The organism is Vibrio proteolyticus NBRC 13287 (genome assembly GCF_000467125.1).
GTDB classification, from domain to species: Bacteria; Pseudomonadota; Gammaproteobacteria; order Enterobacterales; family Vibrionaceae; genus Vibrio; species Vibrio proteolyticus.
Genome location: NZ_BATJ01000001.1, coordinates 488,790 through 513,380, shown reverse-complemented (window position 1 = coordinate 513,380; position 24,591 = coordinate 488,790). Strand labels below are relative to the sequence as shown.

Annotated in this window: 24 protein-coding genes and 1 other annotated feature; of the genes, 6 read left to right on the top strand and 18 right to left on the bottom strand. The window is 49.9% G+C overall.

Going from position 1 to position 24,591, the window contains the following annotated elements; all coding sequences use genetic code 11:
* Positions 1-153: 153 nt before the first annotated feature.
* The 4 genes from VPR01S_RS02230 to VPR01S_RS02215 all read left to right on the top strand — a co-directional run bounded on the left by VPR01S_RS02230 (position 154) and on the right by VPR01S_RS02215 (position 3,155).
* A complete protein-coding gene (locus tag VPR01S_RS02230; RefSeq protein WP_369384633.1) occupies positions 154-804 on the top strand; it encodes a DUF1294 domain-containing protein in 651 nt (216 codons plus the stop codon).
* Between the two features lie 142 nt (positions 805-946).
* Positions 947-2,053, top strand: a complete 1,107-nt coding sequence (locus VPR01S_RS02225; RefSeq protein ID WP_021703668.1) for a M23 family metallopeptidase — start codon at positions 947-949, stop codon at positions 2,051-2,053.
* Between the two features lie 143 nt (positions 2,054-2,196).
* A complete protein-coding gene (locus VPR01S_RS02220) occupies positions 2,197-2,877 on the top strand; it encodes an HI_1241 family integral membrane domain (RefSeq protein WP_021703667.1) in 681 nt (226 codons plus the stop codon).
* Positions 2,878-2,954: 77 nt separating this feature from the next.
* Positions 2,955-3,155, top strand: coding sequence for a DUF4250 domain-containing protein (locus VPR01S_RS02215; protein WP_021703666.1), 201 nt, complete (start codon positions 2,955-2,957; stop codon positions 3,153-3,155).
* Between the two features lie 18 nt (positions 3,156-3,173).
* Here VPR01S_RS02215 and VPR01S_RS02210 read toward each other — a convergent pair whose 3' ends face one another.
* Positions 3,174-4,085, bottom strand: coding sequence for a LysR substrate-binding domain-containing protein (locus tag VPR01S_RS02210; protein WP_021703665.1), 912 nt, complete (start codon positions 4,083-4,085; stop codon positions 3,174-3,176).
* A gap of 229 nt (positions 4,086-4,314) precedes the next feature.
* Here VPR01S_RS02210 and metE point away from each other — a divergent pair, with 229 nt between their 5' ends.
* The gene (gene metE / locus VPR01S_RS02205; protein WP_021703664.1) at positions 4,315-6,603 is read left to right on the top strand and encodes a 5-methyltetrahydropteroyltriglutamate--homocysteine S-methyltransferase; all 2,289 of its coding nucleotides are present in this window, start codon (positions 4,315-4,317) and stop codon (positions 6,601-6,603) included.
* Between the two features lie 40 nt (positions 6,604-6,643).
* On the opposite strand, the gene VPR01S_RS02200 is transcribed toward metE, so the two are convergent.
* From VPR01S_RS02200 to trpL2, 15 genes are all read right to left on the bottom strand, one after another.
* A complete protein-coding gene (locus tag VPR01S_RS02200) occupies positions 6,644-7,039 on the bottom strand; it encodes a GspS/AspS pilotin family protein (RefSeq protein WP_021703663.1) in 396 nt (131 codons plus the stop codon).
* A gap of 1 nt (position 7,040) precedes the next feature.
* A complete protein-coding gene (locus tag VPR01S_RS02195; RefSeq protein ID WP_021703662.1) occupies positions 7,041-7,337 on the bottom strand; it encodes a YciI family protein in 297 nt (98 codons plus the stop codon).
* 83 nt (positions 7,338-7,420) lie between these two features.
* A complete protein-coding gene (gene yciA, locus VPR01S_RS02190) occupies positions 7,421-7,822 on the bottom strand; it encodes an acyl-CoA thioester hydrolase YciA (RefSeq protein WP_021703661.1) in 402 nt (133 codons plus the stop codon).
* A 99-nt stretch (positions 7,823-7,921) separates the two neighbouring features.
* Positions 7,922-8,461 (bottom strand): septation protein A, encoded by a 540-nt coding sequence (locus VPR01S_RS02185; RefSeq protein ID WP_021703660.1) that lies wholly within the window; start codon positions 8,459-8,461, stop codon positions 7,922-7,924.
* Between the two features lie 87 nt (positions 8,462-8,548).
* Positions 8,549-8,797, bottom strand: coding sequence for a hypothetical protein (locus tag VPR01S_RS02180; protein WP_021703659.1), 249 nt, complete (start codon positions 8,795-8,797; stop codon positions 8,549-8,551).
* Between the two features lie 98 nt (positions 8,798-8,895).
* On the bottom strand, positions 8,896-11,427 hold the full coding sequence (locus VPR01S_RS02175; RefSeq protein WP_021703658.1) for a hybrid sensor histidine kinase/response regulator: 2,532 nt from the start codon (positions 11,425-11,427) through the stop codon (positions 8,896-8,898).
* Entirely contained in the window at positions 11,420-12,568 is a 1,149-nt protein-coding gene (locus VPR01S_RS02170; RefSeq protein ID WP_052035714.1) for an acyl-homoserine-lactone synthase, read from the bottom strand. The genes VPR01S_RS02175 and VPR01S_RS02170 overlap by 8 nt, the downstream gene beginning before the upstream one ends.
* A gap of 232 nt (positions 12,569-12,800) precedes the next feature.
* The gene (locus VPR01S_RS02165) at positions 12,801-14,057 is read right to left on the bottom strand and encodes a dicarboxylate/amino acid:cation symporter (RefSeq protein WP_021703656.1); all 1,257 of its coding nucleotides are present in this window, start codon (positions 14,055-14,057) and stop codon (positions 12,801-12,803) included.
* 340 nt (positions 14,058-14,397) lie between these two features.
* On the bottom strand, positions 14,398-15,204 hold the full coding sequence (gene trpA, locus VPR01S_RS02160; RefSeq protein ID WP_021703655.1) for a tryptophan synthase subunit alpha: 807 nt from the start codon (positions 15,202-15,204) through the stop codon (positions 14,398-14,400).
* The gene (trpB, locus tag VPR01S_RS02155) at positions 15,204-16,394 is read right to left on the bottom strand and encodes a tryptophan synthase subunit beta (RefSeq protein ID WP_021703654.1); all 1,191 of its coding nucleotides are present in this window, start codon (positions 16,392-16,394) and stop codon (positions 15,204-15,206) included. Before trpB ends, trpA begins: the two co-directional genes overlap by 1 nt.
* A gap of 48 nt (positions 16,395-16,442) precedes the next feature.
* The gene (gene trpCF / locus VPR01S_RS02150; RefSeq protein WP_021703653.1) at positions 16,443-17,858 is read right to left on the bottom strand and encodes a bifunctional indole-3-glycerol-phosphate synthase TrpC/phosphoribosylanthranilate isomerase TrpF; all 1,416 of its coding nucleotides are present in this window, start codon (positions 17,856-17,858) and stop codon (positions 16,443-16,445) included.
* 3 nt (positions 17,859-17,861) lie between these two features.
* Entirely contained in the window at positions 17,862-18,860 is a 999-nt protein-coding gene (gene trpD, locus VPR01S_RS02145) for an anthranilate phosphoribosyltransferase (RefSeq protein WP_021703652.1), read from the bottom strand.
* A gap of 24 nt (positions 18,861-18,884) precedes the next feature.
* Entirely contained in the window at positions 18,885-19,472 is a 588-nt protein-coding gene (locus VPR01S_RS02140; protein ID WP_021703651.1) for an aminodeoxychorismate/anthranilate synthase component II, read from the bottom strand.
* An 11-nt stretch (positions 19,473-19,483) separates the two neighbouring features.
* Entirely contained in the window at positions 19,484-21,049 is a 1,566-nt protein-coding gene (locus VPR01S_RS02135; protein WP_021703650.1) for an anthranilate synthase component 1, read from the bottom strand.
* A gap of 124 nt (positions 21,050-21,173) precedes the next feature.
* Positions 21,174-21,275 (bottom strand) — a sequence feature (Trp leader region).
* Positions 21,222-21,341 (bottom strand): tryptophan operon leader peptide, encoded by a 120-nt coding sequence (trpL2, locus tag VPR01S_RS02130; RefSeq protein ID WP_040902131.1) that lies wholly within the window; start codon positions 21,339-21,341, stop codon positions 21,222-21,224. It overlaps the preceding feature by 54 nt.
* Before the next feature lie 91 nt (positions 21,342-21,432).
* Here trpL2 and rnm point away from each other — a divergent pair, with 91 nt between their 5' ends.
* Positions 21,433-22,281 carry an RNase RNM gene (gene rnm, locus VPR01S_RS02125; protein WP_021703649.1) on the top strand — a complete coding sequence of 283 codons (849 nt, stop codon included), beginning with the start codon at positions 21,433-21,435 and terminating at the stop codon, positions 22,279-22,281.
* A 28-nt stretch (positions 22,282-22,309) separates the two neighbouring features.
* Here rnm and VPR01S_RS02120 read toward each other — a convergent pair whose 3' ends face one another.
* Together VPR01S_RS02120 and VPR01S_RS02115 are read right to left on the bottom strand one after the other, a co-directional pair.
* Positions 22,310-23,173, bottom strand: coding sequence for a MurR/RpiR family transcriptional regulator (locus tag VPR01S_RS02120; protein ID WP_021703648.1), 864 nt, complete (start codon positions 23,171-23,173; stop codon positions 22,310-22,312).
* An 88-nt stretch (positions 23,174-23,261) separates the two neighbouring features.
* A complete protein-coding gene (locus VPR01S_RS02115) occupies positions 23,262-24,533 on the bottom strand; it encodes an amino acid deaminase (protein ID WP_021703647.1) in 1,272 nt (423 codons plus the stop codon).
* Positions 24,534-24,591: the final 58 nt, after the last annotated feature.

The window sequence follows — 24,591 nt, the reverse complement described above, 5'->3', positions numbered from 1 at the left end:
AAAAGGCAAAATGTTGTTGAGAACGCATCATGAGATTGGAGTAGACTACGCCGTAATATTCGTTTTTTTTCCTTAATGGTTTGATTTTTAATTAGTTACCTCTGACAGCGTCAACCAACACACGCTTAACCGATACGCGAATACACATTTAGATTGGCAGAACGCGCAGCCAACCGAGGACGGGATTTGAAAGGCAAGATTACTGAATGGAATGATGAGAAAGGGTATGGATTTATCGTATCACCGCAGTGTAAATCACGGGTTTTTGTGCATATCTCTCAGTTTAACCGAGGAACAATGTGGCCAAAGGTGAATACGAGGGTATCGTTTAAAGCAGAGAAAGATAAGCAGGGCCGTATCAATGCCAAAGACGTCTCTCTGGCTGGGCTGAAAGCGATACCGTTTTCGGTGCAGTTGAGTGGCGTTTTTTTGCTGCTGGTCTGTATAATCACGGGGCTAAATGGCACAGGTTGGTTGTGGTTTTCTCTCTATCTTGGCCTGAGCCCGCTGACGTATTTGGTGTACAAGGCCGATAAGCGATCCGCGATCGCGGGTGACTGGCGTGTCTCTGAAAATACGCTCCATTTTTTGGCTGTTACGGGCGGCTGGCCCGGAGCGCTGGTTGCACAGCACCGTTTGCGTCATAAATCGCAGAAACAGCCATTTAAAACGCTTTTGTGGCTGACGATTGTCTGCAATATTGCTGTGTATCTCTGGACAATTACACCGTACGGCCCGCTGTGGTTGGAGGAAGCAGGACATACAATACAGGTACAACTAGTTAACTGGATGACTAAACTTTAGTTCGCCATTGAGCATGTTAACACTTTCAATTCCTTACATTTGCCTGCTATATGGCTCTCAGAACCAAAGTGTGATACCAACGAAACAGGAAAATTTACCATACTTCAATATGCATTTTTGCTCATAAATATTGGAGAGGAAGATGAATTCAAAAACATCTCTGGGATTGGCTTTGCTTTGCTTCAGTGGTGGGTTGTATGCTCACCAGTTGTACCCGCAAGTGGATACGCCTAATTGGGACCCGGAAACGCTCGTCGCTGATCAGGTACCTGACCGACTGATTTCGGATTCAGGGTTTGTGTACCGTCCGTATTTTCATCCATTCGATATTCGCACCTTTTTGCAGCAACATCGGCCGGACTGGCAAGAGTTGGCTGAGTCCGTCAATCATTGGGCGGGCGCGACCGGAGTGGATCCGCGCGTGATATTAACCACCATGGCCGTGCTCACCGATGAGGTGGCGGAAACGGTGCCGTCTGCTCAGCAGGTCAAAGACGTTGCCAACCAATTGTCGCAGCGCTTTTATCATTATCAGGACAATTTAACGGCAGAGCAGCACAATGCCGCAACGCTGGCGATTGTTCGTCAACTGCAATCTCCAGGGGATTGGCAGCGCTGGCAGGATCAGTATCAGGCCTGGTTTGGTTCGCCGGATGTCGCAGAGCCAGAAACCGCACCGCAGCAGGCGCTACGTAGCACAGGGTTCGCGCCAGCGTATGGGTTCATGCAGTGGCCTTGGCGTCAGGGCTATTCCTGGATCCCTAACGGCCCCCATGCCCACAGTGGCTCCGGCTTCCCGTTGTCTTCGATCGACGTCTCTTACGACTGGCCCGCGTGGGGCGCGCCGACATACAGCGTCACCGCAGCGCATGATGGCTATGTCACCGTGATGTCACGTTGCCAAGTCAGGGTAACCAACCCTAATGGTTGGGCAACGAATTATTACCACATGGATGGCATTCAGGTTGCCAATAATCAGTGGGTCTCCAAAGACACTAAATTGGGTGTGTACGCCAGCCAGCGCTCAACGGCGTTATGTGAAGGGGGCTCTTCAACCGGGCCTCACTTGCACTTTTCGCTCTTGTACCAGGGGCGTTTCCAGTCGTTGCAGGGAAGCAGTTTAGGGCCTTATCAGGTTCAGACAGGCCGTTACAGTTACGACAACAACTGTCAGTATACCTGGTTGCTTGACCAGCGTTCGCAGCAGAAAGTCTGTTTGTGGCGCCGGGTAGATAATCCTACCTTGTAGCTCTCGAGCCTCCGCTGCAAAAAGGGTCGCACCGGAGGCCGTATGTTCTGCGTTGGATGAGTGGTTAATCCGGTCATTAGCATGACGGATTTTTTTCAGTCTGGTATCATCCGCCCCAACACTGGACTGTAATATTACATACTATGATTCAATCTCTACTGACACTGTTCGCTCCAATGCTGTTGGGAGCGCAACTGGTGCTGACTCTGGTGCTGACCAAAGGTGAAATCTGTCCGGGTCAGCGTGGGCGTATCCACAAACTTCTTCCGGCGCTAGCCATCCTGTGGTTGGCGATTGCGTCAATTCAAATCCAGGCTTTTCTCGTCGTATTTGCCCTGTTTTATTTTTATTCCCAGGTTCAGACCAAGAAAACCCGTGAACGCGGGCCGATGTGGGTCATGTATCTGGCCGATGGTTTGGCTGCTGGCTTTGTCGGAGCACAGATTGCCGGACAGGCAACAGGAGCGGGCATGTTGGCGATGTTGACGATGGTACTGCTGCTTGGTGGTGCATTTGCTCATCTTCTGTTAACCGTCGCTCGCACGCGTCTGCAGGCATTTCATCGTATTTTGCCTTTTTCAGGCGTTGTAGCGGCGATGTTGATTGCTCTCATCGTACTATTGCACGCCTATTCACTCGATGAACAGGCGCTGGCAGTCGCCACCCAGCAAATACTGGTCGGTTTTGCGGTGATGTTAACGGCGATCATTGTCTGGTGCTGGCACATCTTTACCAGCAAAACGGTCAACAAAGTGCAACTGGCTGTCGCACTGGTGTGCGTGATTGGTAGTGCTTACATCAACAGCGGATTGTTTCATCTTTAGAGCAGGTTCACTGTTCAATCCATGATTAACAGCTACGCTTGAAAGAGTGACCGTCACTTGGTACAGGAGCGTGGCCCATGGATTTAAGCAACGTCAACAATCTGGACAGTATTATTCTGCTGGGGATTGTGAATGAAAAGTTGCGTCTGGAATGCGACAGTTTTGAAGAGCTGGTCAGCATGTATGAGATGGACGTGGAAGCTGTGGTTGGTAAGCTGGACATGCTTGGTTATCAATACGATCCGCTGACCAACCAGTTTAAAGCTTATCAGCGTTAAACGCCGTTGTATGTGTTTTTAAGCCATCTTGATCCCCTCAAGGTGGCTTTTGCATTGTTGGCGTGCGGTGGAGAAAAACGCCTGCAAATAACGCTTCTCTTTGTCGGCGTTACGCGTTGCGGCAAACAACCTGCGCCATAAGCCTTTCCCCAGAGGCTGGCTGGCAATCAACCCCTGACGAGAAAATTCGCTGATTGCCCAGTTTGGCAAGGCGGCGACACCAAGACCGGCTGAGACCATCTGAACCAACATCAGAGTGTTGTCGGCTTGCTTCCATTTCGCGGGTTCCACACCAGCGGGATGCAGAAAGTGTTTCACCACATCCAGTCGCTGCTTTTGTACCGGATAGGACAGCATGGTCTGGTCGGCCAGATCCTGCGGTTCAATACAGGTTTTGTCTGCTAACGGATGATGTGTGGCGGTAATCAGTCGCATCTCAAAATCAAATAAAGGTTCGTAGTGCACTTCAGAACGAGGCTGGATATCGGAGGTGATCACCAGATCGAGGTCGCCAGCCAGCAGCGCTGGCAAAGGTTCGAAACCGAAACCTGATGAGAAGTCCAAAGTAACACTCGGCCAGGCGACTTGATACTCTTTGAGGGCTGGCATCAACCACTGAAAACAAGAATGGCATTCAATCGCCATATGCAGTCGTCCGTTTACATCTTCTTTGAGGCTGGCAAGCTCATTTTCAGCTTTGGCCAGGCGGGGTAGGACTTCATCTGCCACCCGCAACAAAATATCACCTTCTGAGGTGAATTTGACCGGGCGGGTTTTACGTAAAAATAACTGTCCGCCAATGCGAGCTTCGAGATCCTTGAGCTGATGAGAAAGGGCGGACTGCGTTAAGTGCAGCGCCGTCGCGGTGGCGGTCAGCGACCCGGTATCACGCAGAGACGTCAACGTCCGTAAATGTTTTAGCTCAATCATGAAATCCTCTCATTTTAATTCCCCTCTCCATGAAGCCTTTTAACATTACTCTGAATGTTTGGGGTTGTAAACGTCTAGACGTCTGTTGGTGTTAAATTATTCACTATGAAGAAAACTAATAAACAAGTTGAATAATTGGCGCTTGTACGAGCTGAGGAACGGCGCGATAGTTTTAGCCATCCAGACATCTTTTGTCTGTCGGTGAGAATTCAACAGTAAGGGAAACGATATGACAACAACGCACATTCTTGGCTATCCGCGCATTGGTGAAAAACGAGAACTAAAATTCGCGTTAGAGAAGTACTGGCGCGGTGAAATTGATCAGCAGGCATTGAAAACAGTGGGAGCGGATTTACGTCAAACACACTGGCACACGCAGGCAGATGCGGGGTTGAGTTACGTTACTGCTGGCGATTTTGCTTGGTACGATCATGTGTTAACGACCACGCTATTGCTTGGTCATGTTCCTAAGCGTCATCGAAACGGTGCTCCGGATCTGGACACGTTATTCCGCGTTGGTCGTGGTCAATCACAATCAGACTGTGGTTGCAGTGGTAGCGCGGCATCTGACATGACCAAATGGTTTAACACAAATTATCACTATATCGTGCCTGAGTTCAGCCGGGATGACCGTTTTGAAGTGAGCTGGCCTCAGCTGTTTGAAGAGGTCGGTGAAGCCGTCGCTGTTGGACATCAGGTGAAGCCGGTGCTACTGGGCCCACTGAGTTACCTGTATCTGGGAAAAGAAGTGGATGAAGGCTTCGACCGTCTGTCTCTGTTGCCACGTCTTCTGACGGCCTATCAGGGCATTTTGAGTAAACTGGCGAATCACGGCATTGAATGGGTACAAATTGATGAACCTATTCTGGCCCTTGAACTGGACAAAGCCTGGCTGGATGCGTTTAAGCTGGGTTATCAGGTGATTCAGGGTGAAGTCAAACTGCTGTTGACCACTTATTTCGATTCGGTGGAAGACACGCTTGAGCGTATTGTCGAGCTGCCGATTCAGGGTTTGCACGTTGACTTGTCGGCGGCGCCTGAACAACTGGCAGCAGTCGTTGAGAAATTGCCACAGGATTGGGTGCTGTCTGCTGGGGTGGTGAATGGCCGTAATGTGTGGCGCGCGGATTTGGCGGCATGGCGTGAGCGCCTGGAGCCGATAAAACAACAACTCGGAGAACGTTTGTGGCTCGCCAGCTCGTGCTCACTGTTGCACAGCCCTGTTGACCTGGAACTGGAACCGGCACTGAGCGATGAAGTTAAAAACTGGTTTGCGTTTGCCAAACAGAAAGTGACGGAAGTAGCGCTATTGGGCAAAGCGCTGGATGGGGATCAGGAGGCTATCTTAGCGTGCGATACCTACAGCCAGCCGATCTTAGCTCGCCGTTCAGCCTCCCATGTGAACAAACCTGCTGTGAAAGCTCGTTTGAACACACTGACGGCCGCACTGGCTCAACGTAGTGCGCCGTACGCTGAGCGAGCGGTTCATCAGAATGAAGTCTTAGGCCTGCCCCTATTGCCAACCACTACGATTGGTTCATTTCCTCAAACTGGCGAGATCCGCACCCAGCGTAGCGCCTATCGTGCCGGCCAATTGTCTGAAGCAGAATACATTGAGGCAATGCAGGCGCATATCGCCGACACGGTGAAGCGTCAGGAAGCGCTGGATTTGGATGTGCTGGTTCACGGTGAAGCCGAACGCAACGATATGGTGGAATATTTCGCCGAAAATCTGGCGGGTTTCCAGACGACTCAATTTGGCTGGGTACAAAGTTATGGCTCGCGCTGCGTGAAACCCGCGATTGTCGTGGCAGATATTGAACGTGAACAGCCGATTACCGTGGCCTGGTCAACCTATGCACAGTCTTTGACCTCAAAGCAGATGAAAGGGATGCTGACAGGCCCGGTCACCATTCTGTGCTGGACTTTCCCGCGTGAAGATATCAGTCGCAAAGAGATCGCTCAGCAACTGGCGTTTGCCCTGCGTGATGAGGTCCACGATCTGCAATCGGCAGGAATCAACATCATTCAGATTGATGAACCAGCCATTCGCGAAGGTTTACCGCTGAAAAAACGCGATCATCAAACGTATCTGAAGTGGGCGGTGGAAGCGTTCAAGATCTCGGCCGCTATCGCGAAACCAGAGACGCAGATCCATACCCACATGTGTTACAGCGAATTCAATGAGATCATCGAGTCAGTGGCAGAACTGGATGCTGATGTGATCACGATTGAAACCTCGCGTTCTAACATGGAATTGCTCAAAGCGTTTGAAGAGTTTAACTATCCGAATGAGATTGGTCCGGGTGTGTATGATATCCACTCGCCAAACATCCCAAGCGAAGAATGGATTGAAGGGTTGTTACGTAAGGCAGCTGAGAAAATTCCGGCCGAACGTTTGTGGGTTAACCCGGATTGTGGTCTGAAGACGCGTAATTGGAGCGAGACAGAAGCCGCCTTGGCGAACTTAGTCTCGGCAGCGAAAGTGCTGCGTAGCGAATGGGCTGAAAATGCTTGAATTCAGCCATAAAAAATGCCGCTTTAAAGCGGCATTTTTACTATTTATTCAGTGCGTTACACGTATCACGATTAACCATCTGATCGACCATCAACTGGCCACGGCTACTGCGCATCTTAATGCGGTAATCGATACCAAGTTCAAGGTTGGCGGCTACGCTGTCGTTGGTGCAGTAGCTGTTCATGCTGTGTGCCAGAACCTGTTTAATTGGCTTCGCACCCGGCGCGTCCTGGTTGTAAATCATCATGATTTCGATGGTGGTCTTTTTGGCGCTGGCACGCATGATGGTCAGCGGGCCACGCTCAATCGGCAACTCGGCCATGATCAGGTTGGCACGATTACTGGCGATCAGCTCCAATTGACGTTGCTCTTTGGAACTGGACGAGCAGCCCATTAAAACCAAGCCAGCCAACGCGGCTACAATATAATTTTTCATTTTAGAATACTTTTTTAAATGGTTTTACGATGACATTAGCATAGACACCGGCTTCGACATAAGGGTCTGCTTCGGCCCAGGACTGAGCGTCAGTCAGCGAATCAAATTCTGCGATCACAGTGGAACCGGTAAAACCGGCTTCACCGGGGTTATCGGAATCGATCGCCGGCATAGGCCCAGCGGTGAGGAGGCGACCTTCATCCTGAAGTGCTTGTAATCGCTCAAGATGCTGGGGACGAACACTCATTCGCTTGTCCAATGAGTTCTCAATATCTTGTGCAAAAATCACGTACCACATATTAGCTGTCCTTATAAGGTGTAAGTCTCTCTAATTTACTCTAACTCAGAGGATTTTCCACCATTGGGGTGCAAATAGTGAGACTAGTTCGCGTTCTGAATCGGGCGAGGGCGCCCTTCAGTATCGATGGCGACATAATTGAACGTCGCATCACACACCATAAAGCGCTCGCCGACGCCGTGTTCTTTGACGGGTTTGACCCAAACTTGCAGATTAATCGACATGGAAGTGCGGCCAATCTTGGTACATTCGCCATAGCAGCACACCACATCACCCACGCGTACGGGCTTTTTGAACGTAATGTCCGATACAGACACTGTGACAATACGCCCGCTGGAGATTTCTTTGGCTAAAATACCGCCCGCGAGATCCAGTTGGGACATGATCCAGCCACCAAAGATATCGCCATTTGCGTTGGTATCAGCGGGCATCGCTAAAGTGCGTAGTAGTAGTTGGCCTCTTGGAGAGTGAATTTCCTGACTCATTTTGACATCCAATTAAACAAAACAGCGGCCAAAAGGGCCGCTGAAAAATAATCGAGGATTATATCAAAAGAGCCGGAGAATTCATCACCGACCAGTGCATCACTGTTTCTGTTGATCTTTTGGCAGGTGCTTATAGATATACACGCCGGTAAACAGGGTAAATACCAGTGTGGCTGCCAGTAAGCCAAACACTTTGAAATTGACCCACACATCCAGTGGTAATTCGTAGGCAACATAGATGTTGAGCGCTGCGCAGAAGCTGAAAAAGCCAACCCAAGCCCAGTTGATACGGCTCCAAACGCTATCTGGTAAGGTAATTTCTTTGCCAAGCATACTCTTAATGGCGGATTTGCCGATAAGGTGGCTGATGCTCAGACCCAATGCAAACACCACGTAGACAATCGTCACTTTCCATTTAATGAAGTTGTCATCGTGAAGCAGTATGGTCATGGAGCCAAAAATGGCGACCAGAGCAAACGTGATCAACTGCATTTTCTCAACTTTCTTGTACAGCAGATAGGTTACAACGATTTGTACGGCTGTGGCGACAATCAGAGCGCCGGTTGCCACATAAATATCTTGCATCTTGTACAGTACAAAAAAGATAATCAGTGGAATAAAATCAATCAGTTGCTTCATTACTTCAATACGTTCCTAATGATGAATTGCCCCCAGTCTAACCAAAACTTACCGGCAGCAAAACCGTTAGAGACAAAACGAAACAAATTATTGACAGGCTGACGACGAATTTAGTCCTAACGGACGCTTGATATCTTCCAGATAGCCTTCGTTTTTCAGCTCATCGACAACGCTTCGCAGTTCCTCATCACTCATCGCAAAACAGCAGGATTTGCCTGTCGTGAGGCTGAGGTAGTGGTGATAATCCACGTCAGTGTGGTGGCCAAAGCGTTCCGCTAGCAGGGACGTTACGCCGTGGTGAATCAGGTCATAATACGTGGTGCGATCCAGTTCCATGGTAATGCTCCTTTCGCATGGGCGGCAAAAAATGCACGCGGTCAGTTCCTACGAAATAAAGCATATAAGATGCCAGCTTTTCGCTGGCATTGAGCGTTTTAAGCGACAGGTGAGCGATTGGCGAACAGGGATTGATTGAGAATCGCGGCCAGATCCGCTTTATTGGTCGGTTTGCTCAGTCGCCCATCCATTAAGCTGTTAATCAGTTCTAACTCCCGGTTTCCGGACTCACCAGACAAGGCGATCACTGGGGTGGTGGGACTTAACTGTTTGATCTTGGTGGCAGCTTCAAAGCCGTTCATCACCGGCATTTGAATGTCCATGATCACCAGGTCGATGGGGTTATTCTGGAAAATATCAACCGCAATTTTGCCATTGTTGGCCTGAATCACATCGAACCCGAGTTGTTCCAGATAAAGCTTCACCAGAGCACGCTGCACTTCTTTGTCGTCCACGACCAGAATGGTTTTGTCAGCCTGAGGGACGTTCTGCGTGACGCTGTTCATGTGGAGCGACTGGGCGATGGATGACATGCTTGGCGCGACCGTTTTTGTGGTCAGTGGCTCGTCGTAAGTGGGGCCTTCGACGGAAAGCGTCGGGAAAATAAGATGAAATTCCGTGTATTGACCATACTTTGAATGACATTGAATACTGCCGCCGAACGAACTCATCACGCGCTGACAATAGCCAAGCCCAAGCCCGCTGCCACCGCTCTTATTGTGACTGAAAAAGTCGTCAAAAATTTGTGTCCGGATGTCTTCCGGAATGCCGGGGCCAGTATCGCGGAAAATGACCAGATTTTCATGGAAGCTAGCGCGGGTCGAAATTTCGATTTGACTCTCAGGGTAGGAATCAAAATAGTAGATCGCATTGCGCAACAGGTTAAACACCACAAAGTTAAACAAGGTGTCGTTCACCCGAACGGAGAAGTCTTTGTCGACGTTAAGCTGTACCCGGTTTTTAATTTGATCGCTTTCAAAGCCGTATTGGTTCATGGCCTGCAACAGGAGGCGTTTGATCGATGATATCATCATTGGTTCTTGATCGAGCGACGAGTTGCTGACTTCGCGCAGAATAATGTCGATCAACTGCTTGCCCCGACGGATCGCGGCTTTGCCTTTTTCGATTTCGCCAATCAGCACATCAGGTTCGGCGTGCGTCTGCGCCTGGATCTGCAGTGTTTCCAGGTGCAACTGTAGTTGGGTAAGCGGGTTGCGCATCTCGTGAGCAATCGAATTGGCCAGTGCCTGAGATTGCCGGATGCGTCGATCCGAGTTGATGTACCCCTGCACTTGCTTGAGCACCTTCTCCAACGCGACCACTTCTTCGTTTGAAAACAAACGCCCGTCTTGTTTGTGCGTTGAAATCAGCAGATGCGAAATCATGTGCCCGCTGTCGAACAATGGCATGACGATGGCGGCGTCGTTCTGACTCATTTTATGGTGCAACGCGGCGAGGGCGTCCTGACTCATGGCATTATCCAGTTTGTCTTCAATCTCTTCGAAGACCAGCGCTTCATGATTTTCAGACAAGTAATCGGTATACAGCTCCGCATCTGGCGAGCTTTTGACCAGTTGCATTTTGCTGCTTGGCACGTTAAGCAGTTTGGCCAGTTTCTGAATGGCCTGAGAGGGCGAAGACTGAAACTCTTCTACCAGAGAGTAAATCTGTTCTGTTGGCGGCAAAGGGGAGTTGTACACCATCAGGCTGGTGTATTTTTTCACGCTGTTGAACACGCGTTGCCAAGTGAGCCCCAGAATGGCGGTATACAGCACGATCAGTTCAAATTGGTAAAAACTGTAGTCGAGTGCGACGGACAGTGGCAACAGGTACAAGACACTGGTTACCGTGGTGGTCAGTGCCAGAAAGAACAGGTATTTACTGCTGTAAAAACGTGAGGTGATCAGCGCGTAACCGACGAACAGCATTTCGCTGATTGATAATGCCGGTGGCAGCCAGGTAAGCGAGAAGTCGTCGAAGAAATACGTCACGCCCATATGGATGGCGGCTGTTGAGAACATAAAAATCAGGATGCCGGCAATCATGTAGTTGCGGCGAGTCAGTCGCAGACGTGATCCGTCCCCACGCATGGTGAGCAGATTGACCAGAGTGAGTACCACCAAAGCGAACACAACAGTGAAAAACAGCGAGGTTTGCGGGCCAAAAGCGAGTGCAAACTGGCTGGGTGCATACACAGTAATATCCTGAACCGTGAGATCGGTGAAGACATTGATATAGAGGGAGTAGCCAGAAAAACCGAAGAACACCAGCTTCTGCCAGGTGTAGATAGGCCGCTTTTGCTGCATCGCTGTCAGGCTGCAGGTAAAGTAAAAAGCAAATGCGAACGCAAAGTACGACGCCAGATTGGCAAACCTGGCCATGTAGATTCCCATGGTTTTACCGGAGGTCACCAAGAGATCGGTGTGGAAGTAACAGTTGCTCAGAATCCAGAAAACGATGCAGACCGAATACGCGATGTAAGGCAGATGGTAGCTGCCAAAGACAGCCACCCCTTTTTGTTTGAGTTTGAGGCAGTAATAGCCTAACCACACCAGAATGATAGCGATGACAGTGAGCAGGGTCACTGATTTTGGGTTGAGCATCGAGACAAACGGCAGAATATCAAGCATCAGCCAGTCCTTCGCGGGCTTGCTGTAAACGAGACTGCTTAACCAGTTTTTTATAGCTGCGGAAATCGAGCTTTTTCATTTCAGCATGCATGTTCTTTACGTTCCAGAATCCCCGGTAGGTGATAACACCATCATGGTTAATATCGCAGTAACACAAGGTGGTATAAGCGGCTTCGTCAATCACTCTGTAATAATCCAGAATAAACGGTTGTTCAATAATGGTGAGCGCAATCGCATAACCGTGTTCACATAACCGCTGCGCCGACAGTTTTTGCCCCAGATACAGATAGTAAAGCTTTTGCTGGCTTGTGCCACTGACGGTCAGGCGGAGAAACTCGCAAATACGCTCTGGCTTGACAAGCGAGCGCGCAAACATTTGGTCAAACTCCGAAGCAGTCTCACATGTTACAGTGGGTAACTGTACCACCAATTCGTCAGTTTTAAAGCATTCATTTGCATAAGGTGACCAACACATATTCCAGGGTTTGCTCTGAAACGGCTTATCATAACTCAGCCAGTGATGACGCACTTGCCAGTCCTGAATCAACCCGGTACACACCAACAGCGGTGGCAAGCCGGGTTCTGCTTTTTGTGTGATCACTAGATGCTGACCCTGGCGCGATAAATCCAGGCAACTGAGCATTTCAAACCAGGACTCGCCGCGAACAAACAATTCCAGATTGATCAGGGCAACGGCATCGGACAATTGCATCGGTGTTTCAAAATGCAACGTCATATAACGTTGTTCACACTCGGCAATGTTGGCGATCAGCTCACAATGATAATCCTCATCGTTATAAGACACTTTCTGATTGTTCAAATACACCACGGATGCATCTTTGTAACGCGCTTTGATCTGATAAATTTCCAATTCACACCAGAATTCAAGCCAGTGCTGAAAGTGTGTGAGCGCCAGACGCTCTATAGACCGTTCTGTTTCGGAAAGTTCAGTCAGGGAGAGTGACTCATGATCGATGTCACTCGAGTGGCTGAAAATCGTAGCCAGATTTGAGTCGGATAAATGAGGAAAGGTTTGGAGAATACGTTGCTTATGGCGTTCTGCCAGTAAAGGCATGAACGATGAGTTTGCGGATGAGTGCGTAAAGTGAAGAACAAAATCAAACAGTTGGCTGATGGACATGTCAACACGTGATTCTGAATACACTAGATCCTTTAGTTGTGATTCCAGATTCATAATTTAATTTACTGACGTTGTTAATAATAATCGTTGTTAAAACCAATCTAGCTTAACAAACTGGTTGTATGCCAATATTGCTGCATATGATTTCCGGTTTATGTAAAATACGTCACTAAACCACAAAAAAAGCCACCTTTTCAGGTGGCTTTTCGTATTTTTCGATACAAATTAACGATTAAGCTTGTTGTTTTTGCATCTCAGATTGTTGCTCTTCTTCGATCAGCGCATCCACAATCACGGCACATGCGGCGTCACCGGTGATGTTCAATGCGGTACGAATCATGTCGAAAATACGGTCAAGAGCGAACAGCAGAGGTAAGCCTTCGATTGGAATACCGGCAGCCAGCAATACCGCAACCACCAGGAACGAAGGACCTGGTACGCCCGCCTGACCGACGGCACCCAGTGTCGAGGTCACGATGATCGCAATGTAGGCGCCCATGCCGAGATCGATATTGAACAACTGAGCAAAGAAAATCGCAACCAGGCCGTAGTAAATCGCGTTACCTGACATATTGATGGTCGCGCCCAGAGGCAATACAAACGAAGCGGTTGAGTTTCTAACGCCGAGTTCGTTCTCACAAGTGTTCATGGTAACCGGTAGTGTTGCCATTGACGAAGCCGTCGATAGTGCCACGGCCTGAGGCTTTTTCATTGCTACCAGGAATTTCTTGGCTGAAGTCTTAGTAAACAGATGCACCATCAGAGGGTAAGCCACAAAACCGAAAATCAGGATAGCGGCCACGTATACGACAAACAGTTTGAAGACCACCATCAAAGCGCCGAAACCGAACGTACCCACGGCTTCCGCCATTAGACCAAATACGCCGATTGGAGCAATGACCATGACTTTGTTGATCATCCAGACCATCGCATCAACGATGCAGTTCACGCCGTTGATGATGGGTTCACGACGCTCTTTCGCTTGTTTTGAGATCGCAATACCGAAGAACATGCAGAACACCAGGATCTGCAGAATATTAGCGTCATTCAGGGATTGGAAAACATTGGTTGGGATCATACCGGTAATGGTTGCCCAGAAAGAAGGTAGTTCGCCTTTTGAAGCATACTCGGATGAGAACATGCCCTCGACACCAGACACGTCGATGCCCATTCCTGGCTTAAAGACTTCACCCATGATCAGCGCCAGTGCGACGGCCAGAGCGGATGTAAGGCCAAAATAGCCCAGTGTGACAAAGCCAACTTTTCCTGCTGATTGGCTGTTCCCCAGACCAGCTGCGCCGGAGATCAGGGCAACGGCCACCAATGGAATCACTAGCATTTTGATCAGGTTGATAAAGATGGCGCCAAGTGGTGCAAACATGGATGCATCATGACCCATTGTGGCACCAACGGCTGTGCCGACGATCATGGCGATCACAACCTGAACACCAATGTTGTTTAGTAAACTCTTTTCTTTTAACACTTCCATAACCTCTGTGCTAAATACAATTAATATCCCAGAATTACCGACTGATTGATATTTGTTCAGTAGATAAATATTTCGGATCGCTTTTTACACGTATCTTTCACAATTATCAATATGCCCACCCACTGGTTGAGCCAATTATTTCTATTTTTATTGATGTAGGGCAGCAAAAAACATCAAAAGCAAACGTTTGCTTTTGATGTTGTGAATGTGTTTTGCGGGTTGGATTGTTTTTTTGTTAAGGCCAGAGATGAGGAGAAAACTCAGGAGGTGTGTTAACAAAAAGATCGATTTCCAATAACGTTTAGGAAACCGATCTCATACGTGGCACAAGCTTAATGTGTTACTTTTGTGTTGCAGCCTTCATGGAAGAGACGAATGTCGCCAGACGTTCTAACATGGTTTCCGGCTGCGTCACATGTGTTTCAATGATTTTTACCACTGCAGACCCTGAAATGGCGCCCGCGGCACCGGCTTCCAGAGCTTGTCTGACTTGCTGTGGTTCTGAAATCCCAAATCCGAGCAGGGCAGGTGGCGCATCATATTGATTCAGACGTTGCAGCATATCGCCAACCGGCATATTGGCTTTGGTTTCGGCACCCGTGACACCAGCCCTGGAGAGCAGGTATGTGTACCCACTACCAAGTTGGGCGACTGATTGTAATGTGTCGTCACTGGCTGTTGGCGGGGCAATAAAAATCGGATGCACTCCGTGCTTTTTGGCCGCAGTAACAAAGTCAGCGCTCTCATTGGTCGGCACATCAGCAATCAATACAGAATCAATCCCGGCTTGAGCACAGCGCGCGTAAAAATGGTCGATACCACGCGAATAAACTAGGTTTGCGTACATCAGTAAGCCAATCGGCAATTGTGGATACTTGGCGCGGATTTGGCCAATCAGATCGAAGCAGATATCTGGCGTGGCGCCTGAATCCAGTGCGCGGATGTTAGCGCCCTGAATGGTTGGGCCATCAGCCAATGGATCTGAGAACGGGATACCCAGTTCCAGTGCATCGGCGCCTGATTCCACCAGGGTTTCCATGATCTGTAATGACAACTCAGCGTCTGGGTCGCCGACAGTAACGAAAGGAACAAATGCGCCTTGGTTGTGGCTGTTCAGGCGCTCAAACATAGCTTGGTAACGATCCATTAAAGTGCTCCTTTCTCTTGCAGAATATCGTGTACGGTGAAGATGTCTTTGTCACCCCGGCCAGACAGGTTAACCACCAGCAATTGCTCTTTTTCAGGTTCGGCCTGCGCCATTTTCAAGGCATGGGCCAGCGCGTGCGAGGATTCCAGAGCCGGGATGATCCCTTCGTTGCGAGCCAATAGCTGGAAGGCTTCCAAGGCTTCATCATCAGTAATATTGTCGTATTCGGCACGACCGATCGCATTGAGGTAGGCATGCTGTGGGCCGACAGACGGAAAGTCCAGACCGGCAGAGACGGAGTAAGACTCCTCAACCTGACCATTTGAATCCTGCATCAGTGGTGCTTTCATACCAAAAAAGATACCGGTTTTGCCGTGCTTCAAAGGTGCGCCGTGTTGGTCAGTGTCAATCCCTTTACCAGCAGGCTCGACCCCGATTAAGCGTACCGACTCTTCTTCAATAAAATCAGCGAACATTCCAATGGCGTTGGAACCACCGCCCACACAGGCGATCACCGCATCGGGTAAACGGCCTTCACGCGCCAGGATCTGGTTTTTGGTCTCTTCGCCAATCATGCGTTGGAACTCACGTACGATGGTCGGAAATGGGTGAGGGCCTGCTGCCGTACCCAGCAGATAATGCGCTTCTTCATAGCTGGCTGACCAGTCACGTAGCGCTTCGTTACAGGCGTCTTTGAGGGTTGCGGACCCCGAATGGACCGGTATAACTTCTGCGCCCATCAGCTTCATACGAAACACGTTCGGACTTTGACGCTCAACGTCTTTGGCACCCATATAGACACGACATTTCAGTCCCAGCAGGGCACAAGCTAACGCTGTTGCGACGCCATGTTGACCAGCGCCCGTTTCCGCAATGATTTCGTTTTTGCCCATGCGCTTGGCCAGCAGCGCCTGACCCAGCACCTGGTTGGTCTTGTGAGCACCACCGTGAAGTAGATCCTCGCGTTTCAGATACAGTTTGGTTTTGGTGCCTTTGGTCAGATTGCGTGTGAGGGTCAACGCCGTCGGACGGCCTGCGTATTCTTGCAGCAAAGTCATGAACTCACTGCGAAACTCTGGAGCATCCTGGGCGTCGATAAACGCCTGTTCCAATTGTTCTAAAGCCGGGACCAGAATCTGCGGGACGTACTGACCGCCGTATTCGCCAAAGTAGGCATCAAGTTTTGCCATAATTCCTATTCCTTCACTTATCTGGCACGGCGGGCCGTGCCTGTAATATTAGTAATCTCGGATTGCTGCAAATGCTTGTTGCAGCTTTATCAAATCTTTTTTTCCAGGGGCGTTTTCTACGCCAGAGTTGAGATCCAGCCCCAAGCAACCCAATTGGGCGGCCTGCCTGGCGTTATCGGCATTGAGACCGCCGGCCAGCATGATTTGGCGCGTATCTGTAAGAAGACTCCAGTCAAAAGCCTGACCCGTTCCTCCGGATTGACTGCCGACTTTGGCATCCAGTAGGTGACGATCAACGTTGGTGTCCAGCAGCGTTGGCATCGCGTCAGTGACTCCGTAAGCCTTCCAGATTTCAATCTTGGCTGGCAAGCGGGCGCGCAGTGCATCAACTTGCTGCTGAGATTCTTCACCGTGCAATTGCACCGCACTTAAACCGAGTTCGGTCGCCAGTGAGTAGATAGTGTCGTTGTCGTGGTTCTGAAACACGCCAACGTACTGCAGCGGGGCACCGCTCATGGTGAGGCGGGCGGTTTCCGGACTGACGGCTCGTTTTGAAGCATTAACGAAAATCAAACCACCGTAGACAGCCCCAGCCTGATAAGCTTTGGCAGCGTCATCTGGTTGGGTCAGGCCACACACTTTATTCTCGCCCAGCGTCACCCGACGTACGGCTAGTTCCAGATTGTCTTCTGCCATCAGTGAGCTACCAATCAAGAAGCCATCCGCATCACAGGACAAATCACGCACTTGCTGGTGGGTGTATATGCCGGACTCAGAAATGACGATCGCATCGGGCGCCAATTGACGTATTTGTGGGGCCAACTGCTTGGTGCGATTAAGGTCAGTTGACAGGTCCCGTAGGTTACGGTTGTTGATACCTATCACTTTGGCATCCAGAGCGACTGCACGAGCAAGCTCGTCTTCGTTGCTGACTTCCGTCAAAATGCCCATGCCCAGCGCGTGAGCGACGTCAGCCAGTTCACGATACTGATCGTCGTTTAGCACCGACAGCATCAGTAAGATCGCGTCCGCCTGATAGTGACGAGCCAAATAGACCTGATAGGTATCAACCATAAAGTCTTTACACAGCACCGGTTGTTTGGCGATACGGCGAACCTGAGGAAGAAACTCAAAGTTACCCTGAAAATATTTTTCGTCCGTCAGCACCGAAATGGCGTTGGCGTGCCGATTGTAAACCGAAGCAATGTAGTCCAGATCGAAGTGATCTCGGATGAGTCCCTTTGATGGCGACGCTTTTTTACACTCCAGAATAAACGCTGTTTTCCCAGTACTGAGTGCGGCGTAAAAATCGCGATCGGAAGGCACTAAGTCATCTTTAAAGCTACTGAGGGGCTGAATCTGCTTACGCGCTTCCACCCAGGTGTATTTGTCCGTGACAATTTTCGCCAGCACCTTGGCCATCTGGGTTTCCTGTAGCGAAATATGTTCCGATAACTGACTCATGTCCTAACCTCGTTGTGCCAGTTGTTGTACCAACTGGTAAGCTTTTCCTGAATTCATGGCATTAATCGCTGTTTGCGCATTGGCTTTCAGATCTTCATGACCGAACAGGCGCATTAACAGGGCCACGTTAACAGCGACGGCGCCGAGCTGGGCGTCAGTGCCTTCCCCGGTAAGAATGCGGGTGATGATGGCTCGGTTTTCTTGTGGGTCGCCGCCTTTTATCCCGTCGAGCTGATGACGTGTCAGGCCGAAATCTTCTGGGGTCAGGGTGTATTCGTGAATCTGACCGTCTTTGATCTCAGCAACCGTGGTATCACCATGAATAGCCACTTCATCCAAGCCACTACCATGAACGACAGCGGCACGCTTCATCCCCATTTGTAGCATGGTTTCTGCGATTGGGCGTACTAATTCTTCGCTATAGACCCCCATCAGTTCGATATTGGGTTTAGCCGGGTTAATTAATGGCCCTAGGATGTTGAAAATGGTACGAGTTTTCATGGTCTGACGTACCGGCATTGCGTGACGGACGCCTTGGTGATACTGCGGCGCAAATAAAAAAGCGACGCCCAAATCATCGATAGCAGCACGGGTATCGTCTGCGCTCATCGCCAGATTGATGCCAAACGAATCGAGCAGATCAGATGACCCGGATTTACTGGACACACTGCGGTTTCCGTGTTTGGCAATTTTCAGGCCACATGCGGCGGCTACGAACGCGGCCGTGGTTGAAATGTTGATGGTATTATGACCATCGCCTCCGGTGCCGACAATATCCGCAAAGTCATAGTCCGGGCGTGGAAACGGGTTAGCGTTTGCCAGTAACGCTTTGGCGGCGCCAGCGATTTCATCGGGTGTTTCACCTTTGATCTTCAGTGCTGTCAGCGCCGACGCCATTAAAATCGGGTCCAGTTCGCCACGAATGATGACGTCAAACAGTTCCTGACTTTCCTGTTGGGAAAGGGACGTTTGTTCGTATAATTTGTTGATGACGTGCTGCATAATTTTTCTCCCTAAATCTTATTCTTATTGTTGCTGTTCCTGAGCCCATTCAATCGCATTGGCCAGCAGGGTTGCACCATAGGTTGTCATGATGGATTCCGGGTGAAACTGAAAGCCGCAGACTTTGTCCTCTTCGTGAACCACGGACATCACCAGGCCATCGACTTCCGCGGTGACCGTCAGGCTGCTTGGCACCTGAGTCGCCACTAAGGAATGGTAACGGGCGATCGCCAGAGGTGAGGGCAGCCCCTGATAAGTGGCGTGCTGTTCATGTTCCATCATCGATATTTTGCCGTGAATGATTTCGCCCGCACCAGCCACGGTTCCGCCATAGGCCTCAACAATGGCTTGGTGACCCAGGCAGATGCCGATCATCGGCACGTGACCTTTTAAACGCTGGATCAAAGCGGGCATGCAACCGGCTTCGGAAGGTGCGCCAGGGCCCGGTGACAACAGTACAACGGGGTTATCCAACTGACGGACAGCAGCATCGATAGCGGCTGCATCAATGTGATTGCGGTAGATCGTGACCTGATGACCTAGAGAGCGGAACTGGTCAACCAGGTTGTAAGTAAATGAGTCAAAGTTGTCGATAAATACAATGTTCGCCATGGGAAGACTCCTTATGCCTGGTGCGCTGTCTGAATCGCAGAGATGACGGCTTGTGCTTTGCCACGTGTTTCGTCGGCTTCTGCCTGAGGATCGGAGTCGAAGACCACGCCTGCACCAGCCTGTACCTGAGCCACGCCATTTTCAACGTATGCAGAACGAATCACGATACAGGTATCCAGTGTGCCTTCTCCGGTCAGATAGCCGACCGCACCGCCGTAACTGCCGCGTCGGGCGCCTTCTACGTCACGAATTAACTGCATGGCACGGATCTTCGGAGCGCCAGTGAGCGTCCCCATGTTCATACAAGCCTGATAAGCGTGTAACGCATCAAGATCATCACGTAACTGGCCCACCACACGCGACACCAGGTGCATCACATGACTGTAGCGATCGACCTTGAGTAAATCGGCCACGTGACGCGTACCTGCAGTGGCAATGCGCGCCACGTCGTTCCGTGCGAGATCGACCAACATCATGTGCTCTGCGTTTTCTTTTTTGTCGCTGCGCAGTTCGAGTTCAATACGGCTGTCTAGGTCGAAATCAATCTCACCGTTCGCCCGTTTGCCACGCCGACGGGTCCCGGCGATAGGGTATATTTCTACTTGATTGGTTTCTGTTTCGTACTTCAGAGCACTCTCTGGTGAGGCACCGAACAAGGTAAACAGCTCGTCCTGCATGTAAAACATGTAAGGGCTAGGGTTGCTCTCTTTGAGCGCTTTGTAGGCCGCCAATGGCGAGGGACAAGGCAATGTAAAGCGGCGTGATGGCACCACCTGGAAGATATCACCTTTAACAACGTATTCTTTCAGATCGCGCACAATCTGGCAGAAATCGGTGTCTGAGACGCTGGCATCTACGTCGACCCGAGCCAGTTTTTGAGCTTGAGGTAACGTCTTTGGAGATACGCACTGCGCGCTGATATCCGCTATCCGGGCGTCCAAGCGGACTTTTTCTGCGTGATTGCCGTTGAAGAGTGTCGCTTGCAACTGACAGTTTTCGCTCTGGTGATCAACCACCAGCAAGGTCTCTGCGACGTAAAAGACATAGTCCGGACACTGGTTATTGCTCTCTGCCTGACCCAGAGGTTCAAAGTTTGCCACCATATCGTAGGCAAACAAACCGGCCAAAAACAGGGCATGTTTATCATGATCCGTCAGATCAAAACTGTGCTGGATCAGACGCAGCGCATCAAAAGAAGAGGCTTCACGCAGACGTGAATCTTCGTCCAGAGTGTCACAGGGCGCCTCAAACGTCAGGGTTAACGCATGCCCATCGAAATGAGCGGCGACATCATCGCGGACATTGTGAGTTAAGTGAGCCAGCAAGTTACGGCCATTGCCTGTGAGCGCGGTCAGGGACACCTGATGGCCGCGACAAACGATGCGGACCGCAGAATCCACCAGTAGCAAACTTTTGAGGTTTTGTTTGGAGTCAATTTCTGCGGATTCGAGCAACAGGCTGTCGGTTTTATTTTCACACAGAGTGTGAAACAAACGGGTTGGATCCTGCGCATAAGGTACAGCAGTATAAATGACTTCAATGTTACCCAGTTTTTTGATTTCTATGGCCTTGTTCACAAGACATCCCTCATCATTTTGTATCTTCCTGTCGTACATACTCGCACAATGCGTGGCGTGACCCAATCTGCTTTTCTTGTTTTCGGTGGTGAAATAAACAATGGGTGATGAGCAATACGACAAAATAAAAAAGCCCGCTTTGGCGCGGGCTTAGTGACAATATTCGACTGAATTAAAAGTACACGTTAGCCCACCAAGAACTTGTCCAGGTGCGCCACCAGTTCAGCTCAGCGGATGCTTGAGCATCAACCGACACTTTGTCGTTCTGGTTCTGGTTAAATTCTTGTAACATGGGGGCTCCACATCAGGGTGTTTGTATTTGTGTACTAGTTAACTAGTGCGAGAGAGAAAAGTCAAGCCCGAAAAAGCGAAAAAACAGAAATATGAGAATAGATTTACACAGCCATACGACTGCATCGGATGGACGACTGACACCACAAGCTTTGATTGACAGAGCATTGGGCTTTGACATTGACGTGTTGGCCATCACAGATCACGATACGATTGATGGTCTGGCACCGGCCAGACACTACATTGAAAGTGAGCAACTGCCCATTCAACTGGTGAACGGCATTGAGATTTCCACTGTATGGCAGAACAAAGATATTCATATCGTTGGGTTAAACATCGACCCGAAATCGCCAGCACTGACGGCGCTCATTGAGCAGCAAAAGCAACATCGTCAGGGGCGCGCAGAGCTGATCGCCAGTCGGTTGAGTAAAGCGACACGCGATGGAGTGCTGGAGGAAGTTCAGCAGATTGCCGGTGATGCTCCGATCACTCGCGCGCACTTTGCTGCCTGGCTGGTGGAAAATGGTTACGCAAAAACCATGCAGCAAGTGTTTAAAAAGTACCTTACCCGCAACAATCCGGGTTATGTGCCGCCGAACTGGTGCTCGATGGCCGAAGCCGTGGCCGCGATTCATGCGGCGGGTGGTCAGGCGGTATTGGCGCATCCGGGGCGGTATGATTTGACCGCCAAATGGATTAAGCGCCTGCTCGCGGCATTCGTTGACGCCGAAGGGGACGCGATGGAGGTAGCTCAGCCGCAACAAGCTCAGCAAGAGCGACGAAACTTGGCTGACTATGCCATGCAACACAACTTGTTGGCTTCACAAGGCAGCGATTTTCATTATCCCTCGCCTTGGATGGAGCTTGGCCGAAACCTTTGGTTACCCTCCGGCGTTGAACCCGTCTGGAAAGACTGGAACCTGACGCGTCAAACAGCATAATCGCTTATGGCTTCAAAAATTTGGTATGTTAATCACCCAGCGGCTGTCTTTCTAAACCACCACGGTAGGAGTCTAGCGCGACTTTGAGTCGACGTAATTTGTCTCTCGAACGTCGTTTGTGATTGACCGCCAACGCCATTGAAAGCACATCAACTAAAGCTAACATCGCATAACGAGAGGCAGAGGGTTTATAAATGAAATCTGTCTCTTGATGTTCAATCGGTAACATCAAATCTGCATGTTCAGTGAGCGGCGTATTTTTGGGCGTAATAACGATGACTTTCACGCCGTATTGTTTCGCCAGCTGTGCGGTTTCTACGATGGCGGGTGTATAACCGGTTGCCGACATCATCACCAACACATCGTTCGCATCTGCTGTGGCGGCAATCATCCGCGAGAGCAGGCCGTCATTGTAGGCCACTACGGGGTATCCTAAACGGAACAGGCGATGCTGCATCTCTTGCGCAGCAATTGTTGAGCCGCCTCCCATGCCTACTGTGATCACCTGTCTTGCGTTGTGAAGCCAGTTCACGGCAGTGTCGATATCTTCTTCAATAATCAGGCTACGGTTAATGTCGAGCGTTTGTTTGATCGATTCATAGATGCCTTGGTAACCACTTTGATCGGGTGGCTCAAGGATAAAGCGCTGACCAACCGTTAACGTCTGCGCCAGTTTGATCTTCATATCACGCACATTTTTACAGCCAATGGCTTTGGCAAATCGGGTGATCGTTGCTTCGCTCACCTCCGCGCTTTCTGCCAATTGGGTAATACTGGCATTCGCAGCGGTTTGGATATCGTCCATGATCAATTTCGCGACCTTTTTTTCGGCCTCGCGCAGCGCACTAAAACGTTCAGTGATTTGAGAAATAATATCGATGTCTAAACTCAAGCTGTGTTCCTATTTTGACATGGAGGCTATCTTGCCGCCTCCATTGGTTTGGCATGAAGTATAACGAAAAGCCTCACTAAGCTCATCATCAGAAGCGGGTTTTCACCCAATGAGTGACCTGATACTCGTCATCACACACGGCGACCGCTCGCCACTTATCAAAGGTTAAGCATGGGTGAGAGGTGGAGAACGCGATCATATCACCCACTTGCAGTTCGCTGCTTTCGTCCACTTCGATGAACGCGTGTTGATCCATCACTGCCGTGGTTATTGCACTATCAATTGAGATGGACTCGCCATCGCGGTAGGCGCGCTGAGGTGTTGGTAAACCGGCATCAAAGGCAACATCGCGTTTGCCAAAACCCGCGACCAACTTGGTGGGCTCAGGACGAGAAATCACGTATGCCCAAAGCTCTAGTGCCGATTCCAGATCACCGCCTAAATCACACGCCGCACCTTGGTTGTTTTCAGCTCGCTGCATGACTTTGTTTTGTGCATCCAGATAGATGCCCGTGTCATGAATCGCGTAACATCCTGGGCGAATGATGGCGTCAAACTCTTCTAGGTTGGCAAAGCATTCTGAGACCACATCATACCAAGCTGAGCCCGCTCCGGTGACCATAGGTTTGGCGTCAATCAGCTTATCGCTGTGCAGTTGTGCTGCGAGTTTTAATGCCGTGTTGAGAAAGTCACGAATGTCTTGTTCTGCATTTTCGCTGTGAATAACGCCCTCATAAACTTCAATGCCTTTTAACACCAGATGAGGCTGCTGGTGGATAAGCGTGGCCAATTCGACAGCTTCTTGCTTGCTTCGACAACCGCAGCGGCCACCTTCGACACCCAACTCAATCAATACATTCAGGGACAATTGGTGCTCGGAAAAGAGGCGTTCCAATGCTTCGACATTACGACTGGAATCGACACAACAGTAAAAGGTGGGTCCATGGGCTTCGATCAAGCGGGCGATCAAGGTCATATTGGCCCGGCCAACCAATTGATTTGCCATGATGATGTTGCGCGCGCCCGCCAATGCCGCGATTTCTGCCTGAGCAGGTGTGGCGACCGTAATGCCCCAGGCACCGTGATCCAGTTGTTGTCGGAAAAACGCGGGTGTCATGGTGGTTTTACCGTGTGGAGACAGCTTCACGTTGTGTTGTTCGGCAAATCGTTGCATCCAATCAAGATTGTTGCGGAGTGAAGACGATTTGATCACCGCGGCTGGCAGAGAGATTTGTTCGTGGATCAGACTGTATGGCCCTTCAACATTATCAGTTACAGGTTGCGCTTTTTCTCCGTACCCTGGCGTAATAACACACTCTTTGTGATAGTTTTTATCACACTTTTGATGATTGTTTTTCATGGTGTACCTACTTCTAACACAGTTTAAGTTTTTGATATTAGATGGTTATCTTCAGTTA

Coding starts and splice junctions, on each gene's coding strand:
- trpL2 (WP_040902131.1), bottom strand. CDS start 21,341: ATGTTACAAGAATTTAACCAGAACCAGAACGACAAAGTGTCGGTTGAT.
- VPR01S_RS02115 (WP_021703647.1), bottom strand. CDS start 24,533: ATGAAAAACAATCATCAAAAGTGTGATAAAAACTATCACAAAGAGTGT.
- VPR01S_RS02180 (WP_021703659.1), bottom strand. CDS start 8,797: ATGGAACTGGATCGCACCACGTATTATGACCTGATTCACCACGGCGTA.
- VPR01S_RS02210 (WP_021703665.1), bottom strand. CDS start 4,085: ATGATTGAGCTAAAACATTTACGGACGTTGACGTCTCTGCGTGATACC.
- VPR01S_RS02175 (WP_021703658.1), bottom strand. CDS start 11,427: ATGCTTGATATTCTGCCGTTTGTCTCGATGCTCAACCCAAAATCAGTG.
- VPR01S_RS02200 (WP_021703663.1), bottom strand. CDS start 7,039: ATGAAAAATTATATTGTAGCCGCGTTGGCTGGCTTGGTTTTAATGGGC.
- VPR01S_RS02185 (WP_021703660.1), bottom strand. CDS start 8,461: ATGAAGCAACTGATTGATTTTATTCCACTGATTATCTTTTTTGTACTG.
- VPR01S_RS02220 (WP_021703667.1), top strand. CDS start 2,197: ATGATTCAATCTCTACTGACACTGTTCGCTCCAATGCTGTTGGGAGCG.
- VPR01S_RS02215 (WP_021703666.1), top strand. CDS start 2,955: ATGGATTTAAGCAACGTCAACAATCTGGACAGTATTATTCTGCTGGGG.
- trpA (WP_021703655.1), bottom strand. CDS start 15,204: ATGGATCGTTACCAAGCTATGTTTGAGCGCCTGAACAGCCACAACCAA.
- rnm (WP_021703649.1), top strand. CDS start 21,433: ATGAGAATAGATTTACACAGCCATACGACTGCATCGGATGGACGACTG.
- trpCF (WP_021703653.1), bottom strand. CDS start 17,858: ATGAGTCAGTTATCGGAACATATTTCGCTACAGGAAACCCAGATGGCC.
- trpB (WP_021703654.1), bottom strand. CDS start 16,394: ATGGCAAAACTTGATGCCTACTTTGGCGAATACGGCGGTCAGTACGTC.
- VPR01S_RS02170 (WP_052035714.1), bottom strand. CDS start 12,568: ATGTCCATCAGCCAACTGTTTGATTTTGTTCTTCACTTTACGCACTCA.
- VPR01S_RS02165 (WP_021703656.1), bottom strand. CDS start 14,057: ATGGAAGTGTTAAAAGAAAAGAGTTTACTAAACAACATTGGTGTTCAG.
- VPR01S_RS02225 (WP_021703668.1), top strand. CDS start 947: ATGAATTCAAAAACATCTCTGGGATTGGCTTTGCTTTGCTTCAGTGGT.
- trpD (WP_021703652.1), bottom strand. CDS start 18,860: ATGCAGCACGTCATCAACAAATTATACGAACAAACGTCCCTTTCCCAA.
- VPR01S_RS02140 (WP_021703651.1), bottom strand. CDS start 19,472: ATGGCGAACATTGTATTTATCGACAACTTTGACTCATTTACTTACAAC.
- yciA (WP_021703661.1), bottom strand. CDS start 7,822: ATGAGTCAGGAAATTCACTCTCCAAGAGGCCAACTACTACTACGCACT.
- VPR01S_RS02195 (WP_021703662.1), bottom strand. CDS start 7,337: ATGTGGTACGTGATTTTTGCACAAGATATTGAGAACTCATTGGACAAG.
- metE (WP_021703664.1), top strand. CDS start 4,315: ATGACAACAACGCACATTCTTGGCTATCCGCGCATTGGTGAAAAACGA.